We start from the raw sequence: 17,544 nt of genomic DNA, 5'->3' as shown, positions 1-17,544 counted from the left end.
GGATAATATGTCTATAAAAAATGTAGTTTCAAATTTATTAGCTTCTTCAATTATTAAGAGAGTACAAAATGAAAGTTTCGGTATTATGCTTAAGGATTTGCCTAATTATTCGTATGAATCCCTTTTACAATCACTACATACAGAAACTGCTAATTACAAACTTGATTTACCATATATCTTTTTTGTAGGTTATAAAAAAGAAGAGATTAATACAATAAAGCAGGAAATTAATGATTATAAAGATTTATTTAAAATTTATTTTACTGTTGAAGATGCAGAAAAGTTTAGAAATAAAAGAGATGTGTCAGCGACTCGTGTAGTAATAGTTAAAAGAAAAGTCTCGAAACTTACGTCCTTAGAGTGGTATGAAAAAATTGAACCTCGTGAGCTATATGATAATTTATGTAATATTGCTAAAGGGGAATTAGGAGAAATTAATAATGCACTTGGTAACTTATGGCAGGCATTTAAGCATAATAAAATTAGAGAATTAATTCCACTACAAAGGCTCGTTAATTATTATCAATGCTTCATTGATAATAATGAAAATGAGACTCAGGCAGCAATTTTAGAAATGTATAGGCTAGGTATATTAATTGATGAGAATTTATTTGAACGAAATAATGTCAAAAGCATTAGAAAAAGAATTCGCGATAATAAAAAACTTGTTTCAAGAATTAGTCGTTTAAATACAACAGATCAAAGAGCACTTCAATCAAGTGATATTGATAGAACAGATTCAGTAATAGCCAGTGTTTTAAAATATTATAAAACAAGAGATTATATGGCTTTAAAGAATTTAAAATATAAAGAAGTAGTAGAAGCACTATCTAATGTCAACAAAAAGAAGCGAGGAAAAAAACGAAAGAAAAAGGAAAGAAGGAGAAATAATAAAGACACTACTCCCAAATCAATTGATTCTACAGGAGTAGACTTAATAATTAAACATGATGATGAGCAGATAGAAGATATATTAGATCAAGTAGAGGATAAATATGATAACTGGGACGAGAGTGAAGAAAAAAATATCACTATTAAATCGGCAGATAAAAGGATAAATATTAAGCTTATTCCTGAAGTTTCAAACTTAATCGAAGCCTTTGTTGGTTCTAACACATATGGAGGAGTTATTAAGGCTGAGGTCTCAAGTCCTGTTGATGCCTTAAATTCTATAAGTGAGAATAATGTGATTAAGGCGTTTGATGATAAATTTGTGGAGCAAATTAGAGAAATTTTAAAAAAGCTAGAAAAAGAGTTTGATGATATTACAGGATTGATTAATCAATTTAATTGCTTTATTTCTCAGAGAAATAAATTAGTAAAACAAGCTCAAAGATTAGCAGATAGCCCAATATTAAAGATAGCTGAATCAGAAAAAATACTTAAGGAATTTACAAAGTATATAAGGATATATAGTCGCTTCATGCATTTAGTGAAAGAAAAATACAACATGTTTGAAGTGTTCAGTAGAGATGGAACGAAGGAATTAATAGCTAGAATAAATTCATTAGACATAGTTTATATTATTGATGACAAAGAAACTCATGCGATTTTAACCCCTTTAAATCCTCTATATCTATGGAAATATGTTGAATTGACAAGGAGGTTAAGTGAAACATCATCTGATTTAAGCAAGGATGATAAAGAATTTTTAATTAGATCAGCTGAAGATATTCCTAATCCTTTGTCAACATTATTTGTTAGTAATTTTATAACAAATAAGGGTGATATTATAATACCAGAAGTAGGTTGTCTAGGGAAACTTCCTATTTATTCTAGTGTGCATCAGGTCAATAATATTTCAAGTGGCTTAAGTCGCATTAAAAAATCTCTAAAAAAGCTAGTTAAGACCTATCCTCACAGTTCATTTGGCTTACGTATTGCTTTTGTTAATCCACCGAGTGTTAAAATTGTTTTTGAGAAAATATTAAAAAAATTGGTAAAGGGTCAAGTAATAGATGGTGCATATATATATATTTACAGAACTAAGGAAACATCATATAATTGGGCTAGCTTTGAAGGTGTAGACGATGAAATTTTAAATAAATTTGGTCTATCGCCAAATATTAATTATTCAATTAAAATAGATAATAAGATTCGCAAGTATAATGAAGTGGCTAATTTATTGGGAGATAATGCTTGCCATGGGGTAGTAATGTTTGACGCTTGTAATAGAGCAATTGTTAATAATAGAAGAAAATCGCGTTTAAAGCTAAAGATTCATCCATTATGTGTTCCTAACATATTCAAGTATGACCCAATAACAGATGACCTGCAGATTATTCCATCATCAGAAGGAGATTTGTTTTCTGATTATCATGATTTAGTTGCCAAGCTTAATGATAAGCCACGAGGTTGGTATCATGCTGTTGCATTAGAAGCTGAAACTGAACAAAAAGTTTTTGATAAAATTTTAGATAATACAATATGGCTTATATTAGCGGATGATAATTTAAAAAAATTAGAATTAACTACAATTGGACCTAAAAAATGTATTTATTATGAAACTAATTATAAAACTAATTCTGCTAGAGATTTAGGAATTTATTCAAGAAATTGGTCCAAGCTAATCAATGGATTAGATGAATTAATTCGTTCAATAGGAAATTATGATCCTGATAATTATTGTTTAGAGCAGGTTTTAAGAGAAATACGGCGATTAAATGAAAAAGGAATATTACATTTAACGTCATATAGTCTTAATAGGACCTTTGATGAGAAGCATACAAAAGGAGCTATTGGATTAGCAGTTGCAGCATATTTTTACAAGCATAAAAATGAAAATCCCTTGCTTATTAGCTTAGACACTGCTTTAGCACAGGGCTGGCTAGAAGAGAGGAAGGATAGTGTTTTCTCCGATTTAATAGGGATTTATTTTAAAAATGGTGAAGCATATGTGGATGTGATTGAGGTAAAGACATATAAGGATTACTCACTAAATCAAATAAATGACGAAGTAATTGAGATTAATGGAAATGCTGTTGATCAAGTTAATGCAGTTCAAAGAATAATTAATGAAATATTTTATGAGCAAGATAAAATAACAAGTACATCTAGAAGAGAAATTCTTAGGTTTCAAGTGTTTAATGCATTATACCAAAAGGACTTAGATACGAATCAAAAGAAATACTGGACTGATAATTTAAATGAATTATTTGGTGGAGATAAAAGGGTTAATATAAATTCAGCCATATATCATATTCATTTAAATGATCATGGTGAAACAAATTATGAAGGTATTGAATGTCATAATGAAAACAGAATTATTCTTTATGAAATTAAAGATGATTTCATAAATAAAGTATTTAATAATTGTAAAGAATTAAATAATCAGCAAAATATAAAAGATGACATAGTTGGAGAACAGAATAAACATAATGAAAATGATTCTGATATCATTAAAGCACCTGATTCTAGCTATTTTGATCAAGACAATGCTCAAAATAATGATGATGGTCAAATGCTTATTAGTGACGATGACAAGGAGAAGCATGATAATTTAGAAGAAAATATTCAAGAGGATAGGCAATCTAATGCCAGTAAGAAGGAAGAGGACATTAAGGATGATGAATCTAATGATATAACTATAGAGCAAAAAGAGATGAAGACTATAGAAAAGAAGGCTAAGAAGTTAATGAGAGCCATGAAGGATTATTCTATTGATGTTGCTGAAATAGATCCTAAAAAAGCTTTAATAGCATCTCGCTTTATTAGATTTAGAGTAAGGTTACGGCCAGGAGAAACTCTTAAAAATGTAAAAAGATATAGAACAGATATAGCTAGGGAAATTGAAGCTATATCTGATATATTAGTTGATAATGAGGGAGGAAGTCAATATATATATGTAGATGTACCAAGAGAAACTAATGAGGTTATAGAATTATTAGATTATACTCATGTGCTTCCTTCTGAAGAGGTTGGCAACCTTAATGTTATTATGGGACAGGAACCAAACGGGAATATTGAAATAAACAATATAGTAAGTGCCCCTCATATGCTTATTGCTGGATCTACAGGCTCTGGGAAAACAATATTTTTATATAGCATATTAGTAAGCTTAATTTCCCAATATAGTGAGGAAGAGCTAGAACTTGTAGTTATAGATCCTAAGCAAACTGATTTTATATTTTTCGAAGGACTTCCACACCTTAGAAATGAGCAAGTAATTATTAATGCTGAAAATGCTGTGCAAATATTAACAGATTTATTTGAAAATGAATTAGAAAGAAGGACAAATTTACTAAGAGAATCTAGGAGTAGAGATTTGTTTAGCTATAATAGAAAAAATTCAAATGATCCAATGAAGCCGATTGCAGTTATAATAGATGAATATGCTGACTTAGTACAGGCTGCTGATTTAGAAGGTAGCAAGGATGATTTTGAAAGAAATATAGTGAGGCTTGCACAAAGGGCAAGAAATGTAGGGATTCATCTTATTATAGCTACTCAAAGACCAAGTGCTGATATAGTTACATCAAGATTAAAGGCTAATATTCCAACCAGAGTTTCATTTAGATTACCTGCAAATCAAGATTCAAGAACAATTCTAGACACTTCAGGAGCTGAAGATTTACTTGGTAAAGGTGATATGCTTTATTCATTTAATGGTAAGATAAAAAGGTTACAAGGATTATATATTAGTGAGGATAAGCTAGAAAAATATCTGCAGAATAAATAAAACTTTTGATATAATCATTGTTTAAAGATTAAGTTTATAATTTAGTGAAATAACTTGATAATGGGCTCATTTCCTTGGGCCTATTATTATTTTAATAAAGGAGATACTAATGAATTTATTAAGGATAAAATCAGGTATTGTTCATGGCAAATTTATAAGTGAAAGCAAAAATAGATTTCTTTGTAAGGTATTAATAAACAACTCAATAGAAGAATGCTATATTCCAAGTTCATCAAGGTTAGATAATTACTTAAAATTAAAGAATAAAGATATATTATTAACTACTAATAAAGGAAAGAATACAAGAACAAGATATAGTGTTTTTGCAGTGAAATATTATGGTAAATACATATTATTAAACTTAAAGATAGTTAATAAATTAGTTGAAAAATATATTAGGTTACTTAATATGACAAAGCAAAACATCAAGATATATAAAGAACAGAAGATTGAAAATTATAAGGCAGATTTAATTATAAAGAAAGAAAAAGAGATTATTGTTGAAGCTAAAGGTTTAATTGGTATAAGAAGAGAAGTTGTTTTTCCAAGTGTTTTTTCTCAAAGAGCAATTAGCCAATTGAAAAAAATAAGGGATTTATTAAAGCAAGGGTATGAAATTGAATATTATTTAGTCTCTTTGAGTCCAATTATAAGAAAAGTTATTATTAATAATGAAATCGAAGAATTCAAAACTTTGATGTATGAATGTATAGAAAATGGTATGAATCTAAAAGGATTTAGTGTTTCATATAATAAAGAAAGGGTTTATATTGAAAAACAGCCAAAAATATTATTATAAAGTTAAAGTATAATAATTTTTTATTTAACAAATAGGAAATTAAGATCTATAATATCTTTAAAAGCACAGGATAAAGTTTATATTAGGGAGTTTAGAGAAAGATATTAAAAAACCTAGGTTTAAACCTAGGTTTAATTATTTTATAACAGTTGTTTGTTTTCCTCACAATGGTACTAGAACTAAATTTTAATAAGGCCAAAAGCAATTAAACTAGAGGTTATTTAATTATTGGGAAGTATTAAACACCTAAAATGCAATGGCAGAATAATGCAGAAAAAAGAATCTATATTTATAAAAGCAGGATAATAAGCGTGTTTATACAATACATAATATAAGTAGTGGTTGTTTGTTTTCTTTAAAATAAGTTTGTTTTGTAAATATAATTTTGTAAAGTAATAATGTAATTATTTAATTTATATGAAAAATTAAACTACATAACCATAACAGAATTTAAATTATATAAATATTAGGAGGAAAAAGTATGTCATCAACAAATACAGAAAGCAACTTAGATGATACATCTAATAGAGCAAAGGAGGAATTTATTTCTTTTAACCCAGAATTAATAGATTTTTATAATAAAATGCTCATTAAAATAGGTAAAAATATTAATACTGTGTCTAGAAAAAAAGCATTAAAGATTTTAAATAAAGAGATTGAAGAAAAAAAGATAGAGGATGAGATTGCTGATGATGATTTAGAGAAGGTGAAATTTATTGCTGCCCTTTGTATACTAAGAGATTTATTGGAGTTGAAATGGGATATTATTATGGACAATGAAACTATAAAATTAGCTAAGCCTGATTTGAATCAGAATAAGGATGACTTGCGTCAACAATTACAACGTGAGAGGAATATTCAACTTAAAAAAGATAGTATCCGTAAATTTATTAATAAGATGGAAAAAGATAAGGAATATAATGGAGAAAGGATTAGCATAAAAAATATTATTGGAGATAAGGATATTCTTGCTTCTAGAATAAAAGAAATAAAAAGTAAGGATAGTGATGAAGAACAGTATAACTTAGCAAGGGAAGCGATAAAGCCATATTTGCAATTAGTTGATAAATCGAGATGTTCGTATACAGGATATAGACTAAGAGACATATGGAGATATTTTAGATATACTTGGTCATTACCATACAAACAAACTCCAGGGAGAAACCGGTTTTATCTTATACGAGACGCATCTCAGCCTTGCCATCCAGTTATTGGTATTTCTGCATTAGGTAATGTAGTTTTAAATTTATCTAAAAGAGATAATTATATCGGTTGGACATTAGATGCAATTAAAGATATGTTAAGTGGAAAGAAGAATAATAATGAAAAGGAAGTTGAAGGAGATAAAGGAAAGGTTGAGAAAAAGAGTAAAAAGATGCTAAATCTTTTTAATGAATTTATTAAGAAAGCGATTGATGATGTATATATTGATGATTTAATTGAAGAAAATATAATTAGAGAAAAGGATGTTATTAAGCCTAAAGAAGAGATTGTTAAAAGGCTTAGTAATCTTAATAAAGAATTAAGAAAGAATCAACTTGATAATGAAAAAACAACTGGAGACATTGATTGGGAGGTTGAAGCAAAAACTTCATTGTTTAAAAAGAAGCGTGTGCGAGAATTAGCTAGATTATTAGAAGCAAGAATGCTTATACAAAGGCTATTAGATAAATTCAGCTTAAAATTGGATCAGTTAAATCAAGATGGGGATAAGGCAAGAAAAGTATTAAAGGAGTTAATTAATTATAAGGATGGTAAGGTTATTAATATTGCCTTAGAGGCTAATAGGAAGCAAAAAATAGGCTCTAATATTATGGAAATTATTGTTTGTGGTGCTATACCACCCTATAATCATTTATTAGGAGGTAAGTTGGTAAGTTTATTGACCTGTAGTCCATTTATAGTTCAGGATTATAAAGAGAAATATTCAAATCAAGTGAGTCGGATTGCCTCAAAAATGAAAGGGGAGGAAGTAGTAAGAGATTCACGTTTAGCTTACTTAGGGACAACAAGTTTGTATGGAGTTGGTAGTAGTCAATATAATAGATTAAAGATGCCAGTTGGAGATGAAAATCATTTAGAATTTAAGGAGCTAGGAAAAACTGAAGGGTATACTTCAGTATATTTTGCCGATGACACTACTAAATATATTAGTAAAGCGGTGGAAATAATTGATGGAGGAAGAAGAGTAAATAATATTTTTGGTGAAGGTACTAGTCCTCGGATGCGGTTATTGAAAATCGGTTTAACAGCTCTAGGGATAAAGAATGATTTTCTTAAGCAGGAGAATAAAAGAATTATATATGGAATTGAATTAGCTTCAAATGCTCGAGAATTTTTAAGAGGAGAAACAGATGAATTAAATTATTTTTATTCTTTGGATGGTAATATAAAAGAGCAGACACAAGAGTTTATTGAATTTTGGAGAAAAAGGTGGTTTTTAAAGCGTATATATACTGTTAATATAATAGATAGATTAGAATCTTTTGATAAGGATCTTCTTCTTGTAAGCAATAGTATTGAGAATGAGTAGATAAGTTTAATTTTTAGCTAATTATTGAAAATTTCAAAAAGGCTTTGATGGATTAGCATAATTATAGATAAAAGAAGAAATTGTTTGTCTTAGTTTTTAAACTGACTTTAGATTGTTTGTTTATTTTAAAAAGAATATAATTATTATTTTGCTTTTTTTCTAAAATGACAACAATTAAATAGATTTTTAAATTGTTAATATTTTATTTATTAGGAACCTCCTTTTACAGTTGAATAACCTTAGACTGTGAAAGGAGGTAGATCATTATGCATTCTACAAAATGGATGATTGAAATATTCTTGAACTAATTATATACTTTAACTTAGTTCCCAGTAAGTAAGTAGCAGGTTATATAGGATAATTATATAATTAAAAATTCACATAACATACATAAGATCTATAGTTAAGAAAAAGTGGGGTTAAAAATATTATATAAAATGCTATTTATAACAACTTTGTAATTTATTATATTTCTCCATTAGGATAAAGGAAAATTTCGAACATAGAAACAAATAAACTATAAAGGATATATTTATTAATAATATTATTAATGAATATATTTTTTTGAAAGCTAAATTGTTTATAAAGTATAAGTAACAGGAGGTATGTAAGTGAATAATTCTTATATTTTGAAGAAAAGAAAAGGTGGTATATGGGAAGTAGGAGAAAAAATCATTATAAAAACATATAATGAAAATGAAGAAGGCATAAAAAGCAAAAAAAAATTTTTGAAATATTTCAAAGAAATTTCTAAAAAGGATAAGATATTAATATGTGATGTCAAAAATAAATTATTTCAAGTTGGTATTGCTATAGATAAATTTAAACCTGAAGTTGTTAGTGGAGATTGGGGTAGTGTCAAAATTAAAATAATTGATAACAGAGAAGACTTTAAAAGTGAATTTAATAAAATTTTCGAAAAATTTAAAGTAGATTTTTTAGGGTTTACTTTCAAGCCGCTTCCTGAAAAACTGGATTTTATTTTAAAAAATGAAATTATTATAGAAGATGTTATGGAATATTTAAAAAAAGTTGAAAAACTTAATTTAAACAAAAAGAATATAATATATAGAGGACAAGCAAATAAAACTTGGGGTTTGTTACCTAGCATTTATAGAGAAAATTATTATATAGATAAAGAAAAAGAAATTTATAAAAGTATTAGAAGACACAATTTTAAAGAATTTAAAACTCAAGAGCAATTTTTAAATGAAATTATTCATATGCAACATTATGGAATACCTACTTGTTTATTAGATTGGACAAAAAATTCATTAATTGCATTATTTTTTGCTGTATCTAATAAACCCGATAGTGATGGAAAAGTATTTGTTAATATTCCTGAAATGATTTACGAATTTGATGAAGAAGAATATGAAAATTTATCTATAATTTTGGAAGTTTTTTATGGTAAAAATAAGAAAAATGATAAAGATAATCTGGATGTATTAGTGAATCAAATGTATAAATCATATATAACAGGAAAAAACTTTTATTTTATTAATCCAATACTAGAAAATATGAGAATAAGAGTTCAAGCAGGATTATTTTCTCTATCTTTAGTTTTAAACGAAAATATTTTTACAAAAGTTAGAAATAGATTAGTAAAGAAAATCTTTATAGAAAATATTGAAGATATTGAAAGAAGGTTATTAGAAGAACATTATCAGGAAGAGGATGATATTAAATTTTGGTTTAATGAAATTAAAAGTTCGCAAAAAATTATTGTTAAAGTATATAATTGTTTAAGTGAGAACAAGGATATTAATTTTATTATAGATGAAATAGAAATACGTTCAAGTGAGAGGGGAAAAGAAGGAAAAAATATAATTGAAAAGATTTTAAGATGTATTTTTTCAGTACTAAAACATAAGGTTGGTAAAATAAAAGAAAGTTTAATTTTAGAAAATGATTCTCGGGCAATAAAAAAAAGCAAGTGCAAGTTAAATGTAAATAGTGTTGCTATGTTTGTGATTCCTAAGGATAATAAAGAAAAAATTCAGAAGCAATTAGATAAATTGTTTGACATAAATTCAGTTACTGTTTATCCAGATGTAGAGGGATATGTTCAATATATAAAGGATAAATTTAATTTATAGAAGGGGTGATTGACTTGAATATAAAAAAACGTAATTTACTTATTCAATTTATAATGAATAGAAATGAGGATAACGTTGCTCATATATTAAATGGAGGTTATTTTTCAGTAAACTGGAATGCTTATTCGTTTAAAAAAATAGAAAATTTCTTTGAATGTGATTCTAAAAATAAAAAATGTAGAATAAAAGAAGCTTCAATATTAAATGAATTAAAAGAATATTTTGGCATAACGAAAGAGAGAAAAAGGAATTTATTTATAAAGTTATTTAAAAGCTATCAGAAATATAAAAAAAATGTTTTTACAAAAGAGGAACTTTCAGAAAAACTATATTTTAAAAAAATTGATATAATACATTTTAGCAGTGATTTTTTTGATATAAAAGAAGATAAATATAAAATAAAGGATAGAGTTTTAAAAAAATTAAAAAATTATATAAATAAGAGAGATACTATACAAAATTCAAGTAAGTTAGAAAAAGAATATAAAAAACTATTTCAAAAACTAGAAAAAAATCTAAGAAAGCATACAGATCAAGATAAATGGGAAAAAGCATATAATAGCCTTTTGGAATTATCTAAAAAATTACATTGGAAGTATGTCCCTGTATATTCTGAAGATATTATGAGAAATAGGGGATGTGTGCCAGAAGATAATTTAGAAAAGTATTATGATCATTATCATGCTCTTGAAGATTTATATTTAGTAATGATTGGAAAAAAACAAAAGTGGAATTCAACAAAAGGAGATTGTAATGTAGATAAGGTTATGAAATTTAAAGTTTTTACTTCTAGATGGGGACATGATGATATATATTCTATTAAAAGGACCATATATGGTTGGGAAGTACAACATATATCAATTAATGGATATTCTTTAAAAAATGGTGAAGGTGTTTTGCTCAGTAATTTAGATCATGATGGTATTTTTTATCCTAGAGAAGGTGTTAAGCATGCTTTTGAAGTTTTATGGAAAAGGGCAGATAGTAATGAAATGAGTATCGAAGATTTACAAAAAAGCTTACAAGAGATTGGTGATTGGATATCAGATGTAGAAAGAAATATGAGAAAAAAACAACCGGAATGGTGTAATTATTATTAAAATATAATTAAAATAAAGGAGTGTATGAGCAGAAAATATAATATAAGGATTGTAATACAGCAAAATCAGATATATTTTGAATTTATTGAAATATGCTATAAATTGATTGAATTCAAGTGCTATAATACGAGGAATTGGGAGGGGTTTTTATTCTTGACTATGATTTATTAATTGTCAATTTTTATTCTCTAGTTTTAGAGAATAGGGGTTAACTTTTTTCATATAATATTACTATTATATAATTTATAATATAAAAATAAACTTTAACTATTTTGAGTTTGCTTTAAAATCACTTTGACACCAAGTGCCATTTAAGTGCCGAAAAAGTGCCCAAAAATCTAAAATAGACTGATAAAAGCTAATACAAATAAAAAAATCAACCTTCCACAACCCCGTCATAACGGTGATTATAAGGAAAAGTTGATAAATTCTAATATCATATAAAAAGTAATGGTGCCGAAGGTGGGAGTCGAACCCACACGAGCACAAGGCCCATTGGATTTTGAATCCAACGCGTCTGCCAATTCCGCCACTTCGGCACATTTAAATATATTCAATTCCCGTATCGACAATTAATATAATAACACAATGATTAAATTTTTGCAAGGAAAATCTAATACAAATTATTTACATATCCCCGGTTAACAATAGGTTAACCGGGGTAGATTTATTCTTTACTCTTCAATTGCTTCTACAGGACAGACTTCAGCACAGACTCCACAATCAATACATAAATCAGCATCGATATCGAACTTGTCATCACCTTCGCTAATTGCTTCTACTGGACATTCTGGTTCACAAGCTCCACAAGCAATACATTCATCAGTAATAGTGTAAGCCATTGTTATACTTCATCTCCTTTCTAGAATAATTCTTTAGATAATTTAATGTACTTAATTATAATAACATTTTAATTTATGCAAGTCAATTACATAAGTCATATAATTATTGGTTGCAAGAGACAGATTATTGACATAAAAGTAAATAAATAGTATAATATAAACAATAAATAGTTGATAAGGATATTATTTGCACGCCTATTAGTAGAGAGTAGTCAAGAAGTAACTGGGGGGAATATAATGAATTATGGAGTAGATGTAGATTATTTAAATGAAGAAGAAGTAGCAGAACTATTAGCTGTCAGCTCAGAAGTTATTGTTAAGTATCTCTATGATGGAGAATTAGAAGGTGTTGAATTAGGTGAGGAGTGGAGAATAGAAGTAGGTGACTTAAAAGAATTTATTTCTAAACTAAAAGAAGATAAAGAAGAAGAATTGAAATTTAAAGATCAGCAAGCAATAGAGGTAGATCCTAATTGGACTTTAGATGAATGTGGACATTGTGGTGAATTAAGGATGATGAATATAGAACTTTCTCCTTTCTGTTCAGTAGAATGTAGAGACGCGGTAGACTTTGGAGTGCAGAGCTTATAATTATATATGAGATTAAAAAGAGCAACTTATTTGAAGCTTCAAATAAGTTGCTCTTTTTTTGGGAAGGAATATTTTAATCCCTTGAATAGATATTTTAAATTTTTAAGACAATAGACCGCTATTCATGACTTGCACTGTTGCTCTTTGAATCAACTCGATTTCAGCTAATCGTTGTAAGCGAGTCCAGTTCTGTTCAAAGATTGCCTTAGTAACATCGACAGGTAGTCCTGTTTGTAAAGAGACAGCCTCTACTAAACGATTCTTACCAGTTGACTGTAAAGTATTCCAATCTTGGTCTAAAAGAGCTTGGGCTTCATTAGTAGTCAAGCCTTGTTTAACTAATCTACTTTCAATTCCTTGTCTAAGAGTAGGCTCAAGGGTCTTTAAATTACCTTGGGATAGAGCCTTTACCTCACTAGGACTCAAGACTCCTTTAGTCATCTGACTTAACTGATTATTAAGTTCAGACTCAATAACATTTATATTACCACTGGCAATACTTTCTACTTCACTAGGTGCAAATAATCCGTTAGTTCGTTTACTAACTTCAGTATTCAATTTAGAGTCAAGAAATTGATAGTTACCTTTAGCCAATGACTTAACTTCCTGAGTATTAAATAGTCCACCGGTCATTTCACTTACCTCAAAAGCTAAATCATCTTCACTAATAACTCCATATGCTTTTAGATACTTAACTTCATTAGCTTGATTAAGCACTAAATGCAGATTATCATTTCTTAATAGTGACCTTAAATTAGTTATTCTCTTATTACGACCAATTAATGGGTCGCTAGCTAAATCTAAGGTTAATTCAGAGCCATCGTTCTTTTTAACCCGAATCTTGTTAGCTAAAGGATACTTTTCAATTAAGTTACCTTGGATAACTTCTAATTTCAAGAAACGGCTTAACATCTTAGCTGTTTCAGCTCTAGTTACTAGATTATCTGGTCTAAAAGTATTATTAGGATAACCAGTAATGATACCTAACTTAGTAGTTAGATTAATAGAATTATTAGCCCAATGCTTCGTACTAACATCTCGATATATACTTTTGTCTAATTCAATCTTAGTCTCCATCTTATTAAGCTCTAAAGCTCTAACTAACATAGTTACTAATTCAGATCTAGATATTGCTTTCTCTGGTCTAAAAGTATTGTCAGGATACCCAGTAATAATCTCTTTGCGAACTAAGGCAGCGACATACCCCTTAGCCGGATGAGTCTGGATATCTTTCAAATTAGTAACACTAATTGGCGTTAAATTTAGAGTCTTAGCCAAACTAGTTGCAAATTCAGCCCTAGTAATCGGCTGATTTGGTTTAAAAGTGCCATTACCATAAGTAGACATAATACCTTTAGCCAATAAATTATTTATTTCTTTTTTTGCCCAGTGACCATTAATATCATTTGCTTGTCCAGCAGCAAAAGCTGTTGAACTCATCACTAACATAAGAATCATAATAATTATTCCTGTACTGATGATTCTTTTTTGCATTTGCGATTGCTCCTTTCTTTATACTCACTGTTTAAATAGTACCATATTTTATAATTAATTTCTAGATTATTACTTATGTAATTTATGCCCAAACTGTTAAGAAATAGATATTATTCTTGCAATTAAACTAATGAATACTTTCAAGGCGATAATATCAAAATAAGAAGAAGGCTTTTAAGACTTAATTTTTCAATTAAACAGGGATTATAAACTTTTTACTGAAATATAAATAAGAGTTAACAAATTTAGATAGTAGGTGATTAAAATATGAAAAAGTTAATTATTACTATGATTTTTATCGCTTTAGTGTTTGGAGCGATGGACTTTTTAGGGGCATTGCCGGAGGTAGGAGTAAAGTCACAGGCTGGTAGTATAAACTCAGCAGTTATTAAGAATGATTTTACTAAAATAGCGATTAGTGTAAAAGAAAAGGTTACAGATAAGGTAACAGATTTAATGTCAGATGAAAATTCAAAGGAGAATATTGCTCGGTCAGATGTAGGAGAAATCCATTTAGAAGGCGAAATTAAAAAGATTTATGCTGATCCGCGGGCTATTTCTATTAAGTTACATATGAACGATAACCATAGTAAGGTTGAAAACCCAATTAAAATAGCACCTAACGCCGTCTTTAAGATTCGTAAAGAAGAAGTTACTTTTCGTAGTTTAAAGATTGGAGATATAGTAGGGATTATTATAAATCCTAAAGGGAAGGCGCGTTCTATTACAGTTTACAATAGATAGGAGAAGGCTAAAGGAGGAGAATCATGGCAGAAAAAAAAGAAATGTTCTTATTAGATGGTAGTAGTTTATTACATCGTGCATTTTATGCTTTACCTACGAGTTTGCAGACTTCGGATGGAGAGTGTACTAATGCTGTGCTTGGCTTTACTAAGATGTTGTTACGTTTGATTGAAGATGAAGAACCGGATGCATTGGCGGTTGCTTTTGATTTAGCAGCGCCTACTTTTAGACATAAAGAATATAAAGAATATAAAGCTCAACGAAAAGAGACCCCCGATGAGCTAAAACCACAATTTGGTTTGATAAAAGAAGTCTTAGCAGCATTTCAGATTCCAGTTTTAGAATTAGAAGGCTATGAAGCTGATGATGTGATTGGGACTTTAGCTAATAAGGGAGAAGAAGCAGGTTATCAAGTGACAGTTGTAACTGGAGACCGCGATGCGTTACAGTTAGTAACTGATAATACAAAGATTATGTATACTAGAAGAGGTATTACCGATATTGTTAATTATGATCTTCCTAAGGTAAGAGAAGAGTATGAATTAGAGCCTAAACAATTAATAGATATGAAGGGACTAATGGGCGATAAATCAGATAATATTCCTGGTATTTATGGGATTGGTGAAAAGACAGCTATTAAGTTATTAAAAGAATTTGGTACGGTTGAAGAGGTATTAGCCAATATTGACCAAGTATCTGGAAAGAAAAGAAAAGAAAGGCTGCGCGAACAGGCAGATAAAGCAAGGCTGAGTAAAAGGTTAGCTACTATTGAATTAGATGTGCCTTTAGATTATGATTTAGATGCATTCTGTTTAAGCGAACCAGACCAAGAGAAATTAGTTGAGATTCTTAGTAGATTAGAATTTAATAGCCTTTTAAAAGAGTTAGGTGGTTATGAGACTCTTTCATTTGAAGAGGCTTACATATTAATAAATAAGGAGATCGAATTAGATGAAGTGCTTGCAGAGTTAAAAAGGATAGATGAATTTGCTTTTAAATTTAACTTTAAAAAGAATAAACCTTACCATCACCAAGTGAAAGGATTAACGATTGCTTGTAATGAAGAAAAGGTCTATTACATAGATTTAAAAGAGTTAGCAGTAGAAGAAGCTATTAATAAATTAAAAATTATCTTTGAAGATTCAACTATTAATAAGTTAAGCTTGCATGCTAAGGAGAATCTACTCTATTTAAAAGAGTTTGATATAGAAGTAGTAAATTTAACTTTTACTCCTTTATTAGCAGGTTACCTCTTGCGCCCAGCTAATAAAGAAGAGGATTTAGAAGATTTAGTAACCGAATATTTAAGAGTAGAGTTATCTGAGGTAGATTCGGCAATTCAAAAAGAGATTCAAACTGTTAGAACTCTATTTAAGTTAAGAGAAGTACTAATTAAAGAATTAAAAGATAAAGACTTACTTGAACTCTTTAATGATATAGAAGTACCTTTAATTCCAGTATTAGCTGAATTAGAATTGAATGGAATTGATGTTGATGAAGAAGAATTAGATAGATTATCGGCTCAATTACAAGAGAAACTAGATAATATATGTGAACAGGCATATGAGTTAGCTGGAGAAGAGTTTAATCTTAATTCTCCTAAACAGTTAGGAGTGATCCTCTTTGAAAAATTAGGCTTGCCAGTAATTAAGAAGACCAAGACAGGTTATTCAACTAGTGCTTCAGTCTTAGAAGAACTAGAGGATAAACATGAAATTATACCTTTAATCTTAGAATATAGACAGTATCAAAAATTAAAATCAACATATGTCGATCCTTTAGCAGATCTAATTAATCCTGAGACTGGTCGCATCCATACTTCTTTTAACCAGATGGTAACAGCCACTGGAAGGTTAAGTAGTACAGAGCCTAATTTACAAAATATACCGATTCGAACTAAGGAAGGCCGAGAGATTAGAAAGGTCTTTGTAGCTGAGGAAGGAAAAGAGTTACTAGCTATCGATTATTCACAGATAGAATTAAGAGTGCTAGCTCATATATCTCAAGATGAGAACTTAATTGATGCTTTTATCAATAATGAAGATATTCATACTAAGACAGCAGCGGAAGTCTTTGGGGTTGAAGATAGCGAAGTTACATATGAAGAACGAAGAAGGGCTAAAGCTATTAACTTTGGTATAGCTTATGGTATAAGTTCGTGGGGATTAGCAAAAGATATTAATGTAAGTAAAAAAGAAGCAGAGGATTACATAAATCAATATTTTGAACGTTATCCAAAAGTTAAAGTCTATATGGACCAGCGGATTGAAGAAGCAAAAGAGAAGGGATATGTTAAGACGATTCTAAATCGACGACGTTACTTACCAGAGATTAATAGTAATAACTATCATCGCCGTAGCTTTGCCGAACGAATGGCGATTAATACTCCGATTCAAGGTAGTGCAGCTGATATTATGAAGTTAGCAATGTTAGAAGCAGCGGATGCTTTAAAAGAACATAATTTAGAAAGCAAGATGTTATTACAGGTTCATGATGAATTAGTATTTGAAGTCGAAGCTCATGAACTAGAAGAAATCAAAGCAGTTATGAAAGAGAAGATGGAAGGCGTTATCGAATTAGACGTCCCGTTAATAGTAGACGTGAAAGCAGGAGAAAATTGGCGTGATATGAAAGAGTTAGAGTAGGTTAGTGTTGATTAAATGC

10 protein-coding genes and 1 tRNA gene are annotated in these 17,544 nt (G+C 29.0%); 8 read left to right on the top strand and 3 right to left on the bottom strand.

Annotated features, from left to right (window positions below; genetic code table 11):
• The first annotated feature begins 7 nt into the window (after positions 1-7).
• From BM077_RS04910 to BM077_RS04890, 5 genes are all read left to right on the top strand, one after another.
• On the top strand, positions 8-4,678 hold the full coding sequence (locus BM077_RS04910; RefSeq protein ID WP_089748513.1) for an FtsK/SpoIIIE domain-containing protein: 4,671 nt from the start codon (positions 8-10) through the stop codon (positions 4,676-4,678).
• A 109-nt stretch (positions 4,679-4,787) separates the two neighbouring features.
• Complete coding sequence (locus tag BM077_RS04905; protein ID WP_089748512.1) at positions 4,788-5,477, top strand: DNA/RNA nuclease SfsA; 690 nt, start codon at positions 4,788-4,790, stop codon at positions 5,475-5,477.
• A gap of 481 nt (positions 5,478-5,958) precedes the next feature.
• A complete protein-coding gene (locus BM077_RS04900; protein WP_089748511.1) occupies positions 5,959-8,010 on the top strand; it encodes a Druantia anti-phage system protein DruA in 2,052 nt (683 codons plus the stop codon).
• Between the two features lie 611 nt (positions 8,011-8,621).
• Positions 8,622-10,109, top strand: coding sequence for an FRG domain-containing protein (locus tag BM077_RS04895; protein WP_089748510.1), 1,488 nt, complete (start codon positions 8,622-8,624; stop codon positions 10,107-10,109).
• A gap of 14 nt (positions 10,110-10,123) precedes the next feature.
• The gene (locus tag BM077_RS04890) at positions 10,124-11,209 is read left to right on the top strand and encodes a hypothetical protein (RefSeq protein WP_089748509.1); all 1,086 of its coding nucleotides are present in this window, start codon (positions 10,124-10,126) and stop codon (positions 11,207-11,209) included.
• A gap of 451 nt (positions 11,210-11,660) precedes the next feature.
• On the opposite strand, the gene BM077_RS04885 is transcribed toward BM077_RS04890, so the two are convergent.
• Positions 11,661-11,748: transfer RNA gene (locus tag BM077_RS04885), tRNA-Leu, on the bottom strand.
• Between the two features lie 135 nt (positions 11,749-11,883).
• Positions 11,884-12,051: a 4Fe-4S binding protein gene (locus BM077_RS04880; RefSeq protein WP_089748508.1), complete on the bottom strand. Its 168-nt coding sequence runs from the start codon at positions 12,049-12,051 to the stop codon at positions 11,884-11,886.
• Positions 12,052-12,288: 237 nt separating this feature from the next.
• On the opposite strand from BM077_RS04880, the gene BM077_RS04875 reads away from it, so the two are divergent.
• On the top strand, positions 12,289-12,642 hold the full coding sequence (locus tag BM077_RS04875; protein ID WP_089748507.1) for an excisionase family DNA-binding protein: 354 nt from the start codon (positions 12,289-12,291) through the stop codon (positions 12,640-12,642).
• A gap of 102 nt (positions 12,643-12,744) precedes the next feature.
• On the opposite strand, the gene BM077_RS04870 is transcribed toward BM077_RS04875, so the two are convergent.
• Positions 12,745-14,136 carry an S-layer homology domain-containing protein gene (locus tag BM077_RS04870; protein ID WP_089748506.1) on the bottom strand — a complete coding sequence of 464 codons (1,392 nt, stop codon included), beginning with the start codon at positions 14,134-14,136 and terminating at the stop codon, positions 12,745-12,747.
• A 267-nt stretch (positions 14,137-14,403) separates the two neighbouring features.
• On the opposite strand from BM077_RS04870, the gene BM077_RS04865 reads away from it, so the two are divergent.
• Together BM077_RS04865 and polA are read left to right on the top strand one after the other, a co-directional pair.
• A complete protein-coding gene (locus BM077_RS04865; protein ID WP_089748505.1) occupies positions 14,404-14,880 on the top strand; it encodes a hypothetical protein in 477 nt (158 codons plus the stop codon).
• Between the two features lie 23 nt (positions 14,881-14,903).
• Positions 14,904-17,525: a DNA polymerase I gene (gene polA, locus BM077_RS04860; RefSeq protein ID WP_089748504.1), complete on the top strand. Its 2,622-nt coding sequence runs from the start codon at positions 14,904-14,906 to the stop codon at positions 17,523-17,525.
• Positions 17,526-17,544 lie beyond the last annotated feature (19 nt).

The sequence above is a fragment of the Candidatus Frackibacter sp. WG13 genome, from assembly GCF_900114655.1.
GTDB lineage: Bacteria > Bacillota > Halanaerobiia > Halobacteroidales > Acetohalobiaceae > Frackibacter.
The sequence above is the reverse complement of the archived record's forward strand: the minus strand, read 5'-3'. Positions and strand labels throughout refer to the sequence as shown.

What these genes read in the sequence shown, in the direction of transcription:
- BM077_RS04905 (WP_089748512.1), top strand. Translation starts at nt 4,788, where the DNA reads ATGAATTTATTAAGGATAAAATCAGGTATTGTTCATGGCAAATTTATA.
- BM077_RS04870 (WP_089748506.1), bottom strand. Translation starts at nt 14,136, where the DNA reads ATGCAAAAAAGAATCATCAGTACAGGAATAATTATTATGATTCTTATG.
- BM077_RS04865 (WP_089748505.1), top strand. Translation starts at nt 14,404, where the DNA reads ATGAAAAAGTTAATTATTACTATGATTTTTATCGCTTTAGTGTTTGGA.
- polA (WP_089748504.1), top strand. Translation starts at nt 14,904, where the DNA reads ATGGCAGAAAAAAAAGAAATGTTCTTATTAGATGGTAGTAGTTTATTA.
- BM077_RS04875 (WP_089748507.1), top strand. Translation starts at nt 12,289, where the DNA reads ATGAATTATGGAGTAGATGTAGATTATTTAAATGAAGAAGAAGTAGCA.
- BM077_RS04880 (WP_089748508.1), bottom strand. Translation starts at nt 12,051, where the DNA reads ATGGCTTACACTATTACTGATGAATGTATTGCTTGTGGAGCTTGTGAA.
- BM077_RS04900 (WP_089748511.1), top strand. Translation starts at nt 5,959, where the DNA reads ATGTCATCAACAAATACAGAAAGCAACTTAGATGATACATCTAATAGA.
- BM077_RS04910 (WP_089748513.1), top strand. Translation starts at nt 8, where the DNA reads ATGTCTATAAAAAATGTAGTTTCAAATTTATTAGCTTCTTCAATTATT.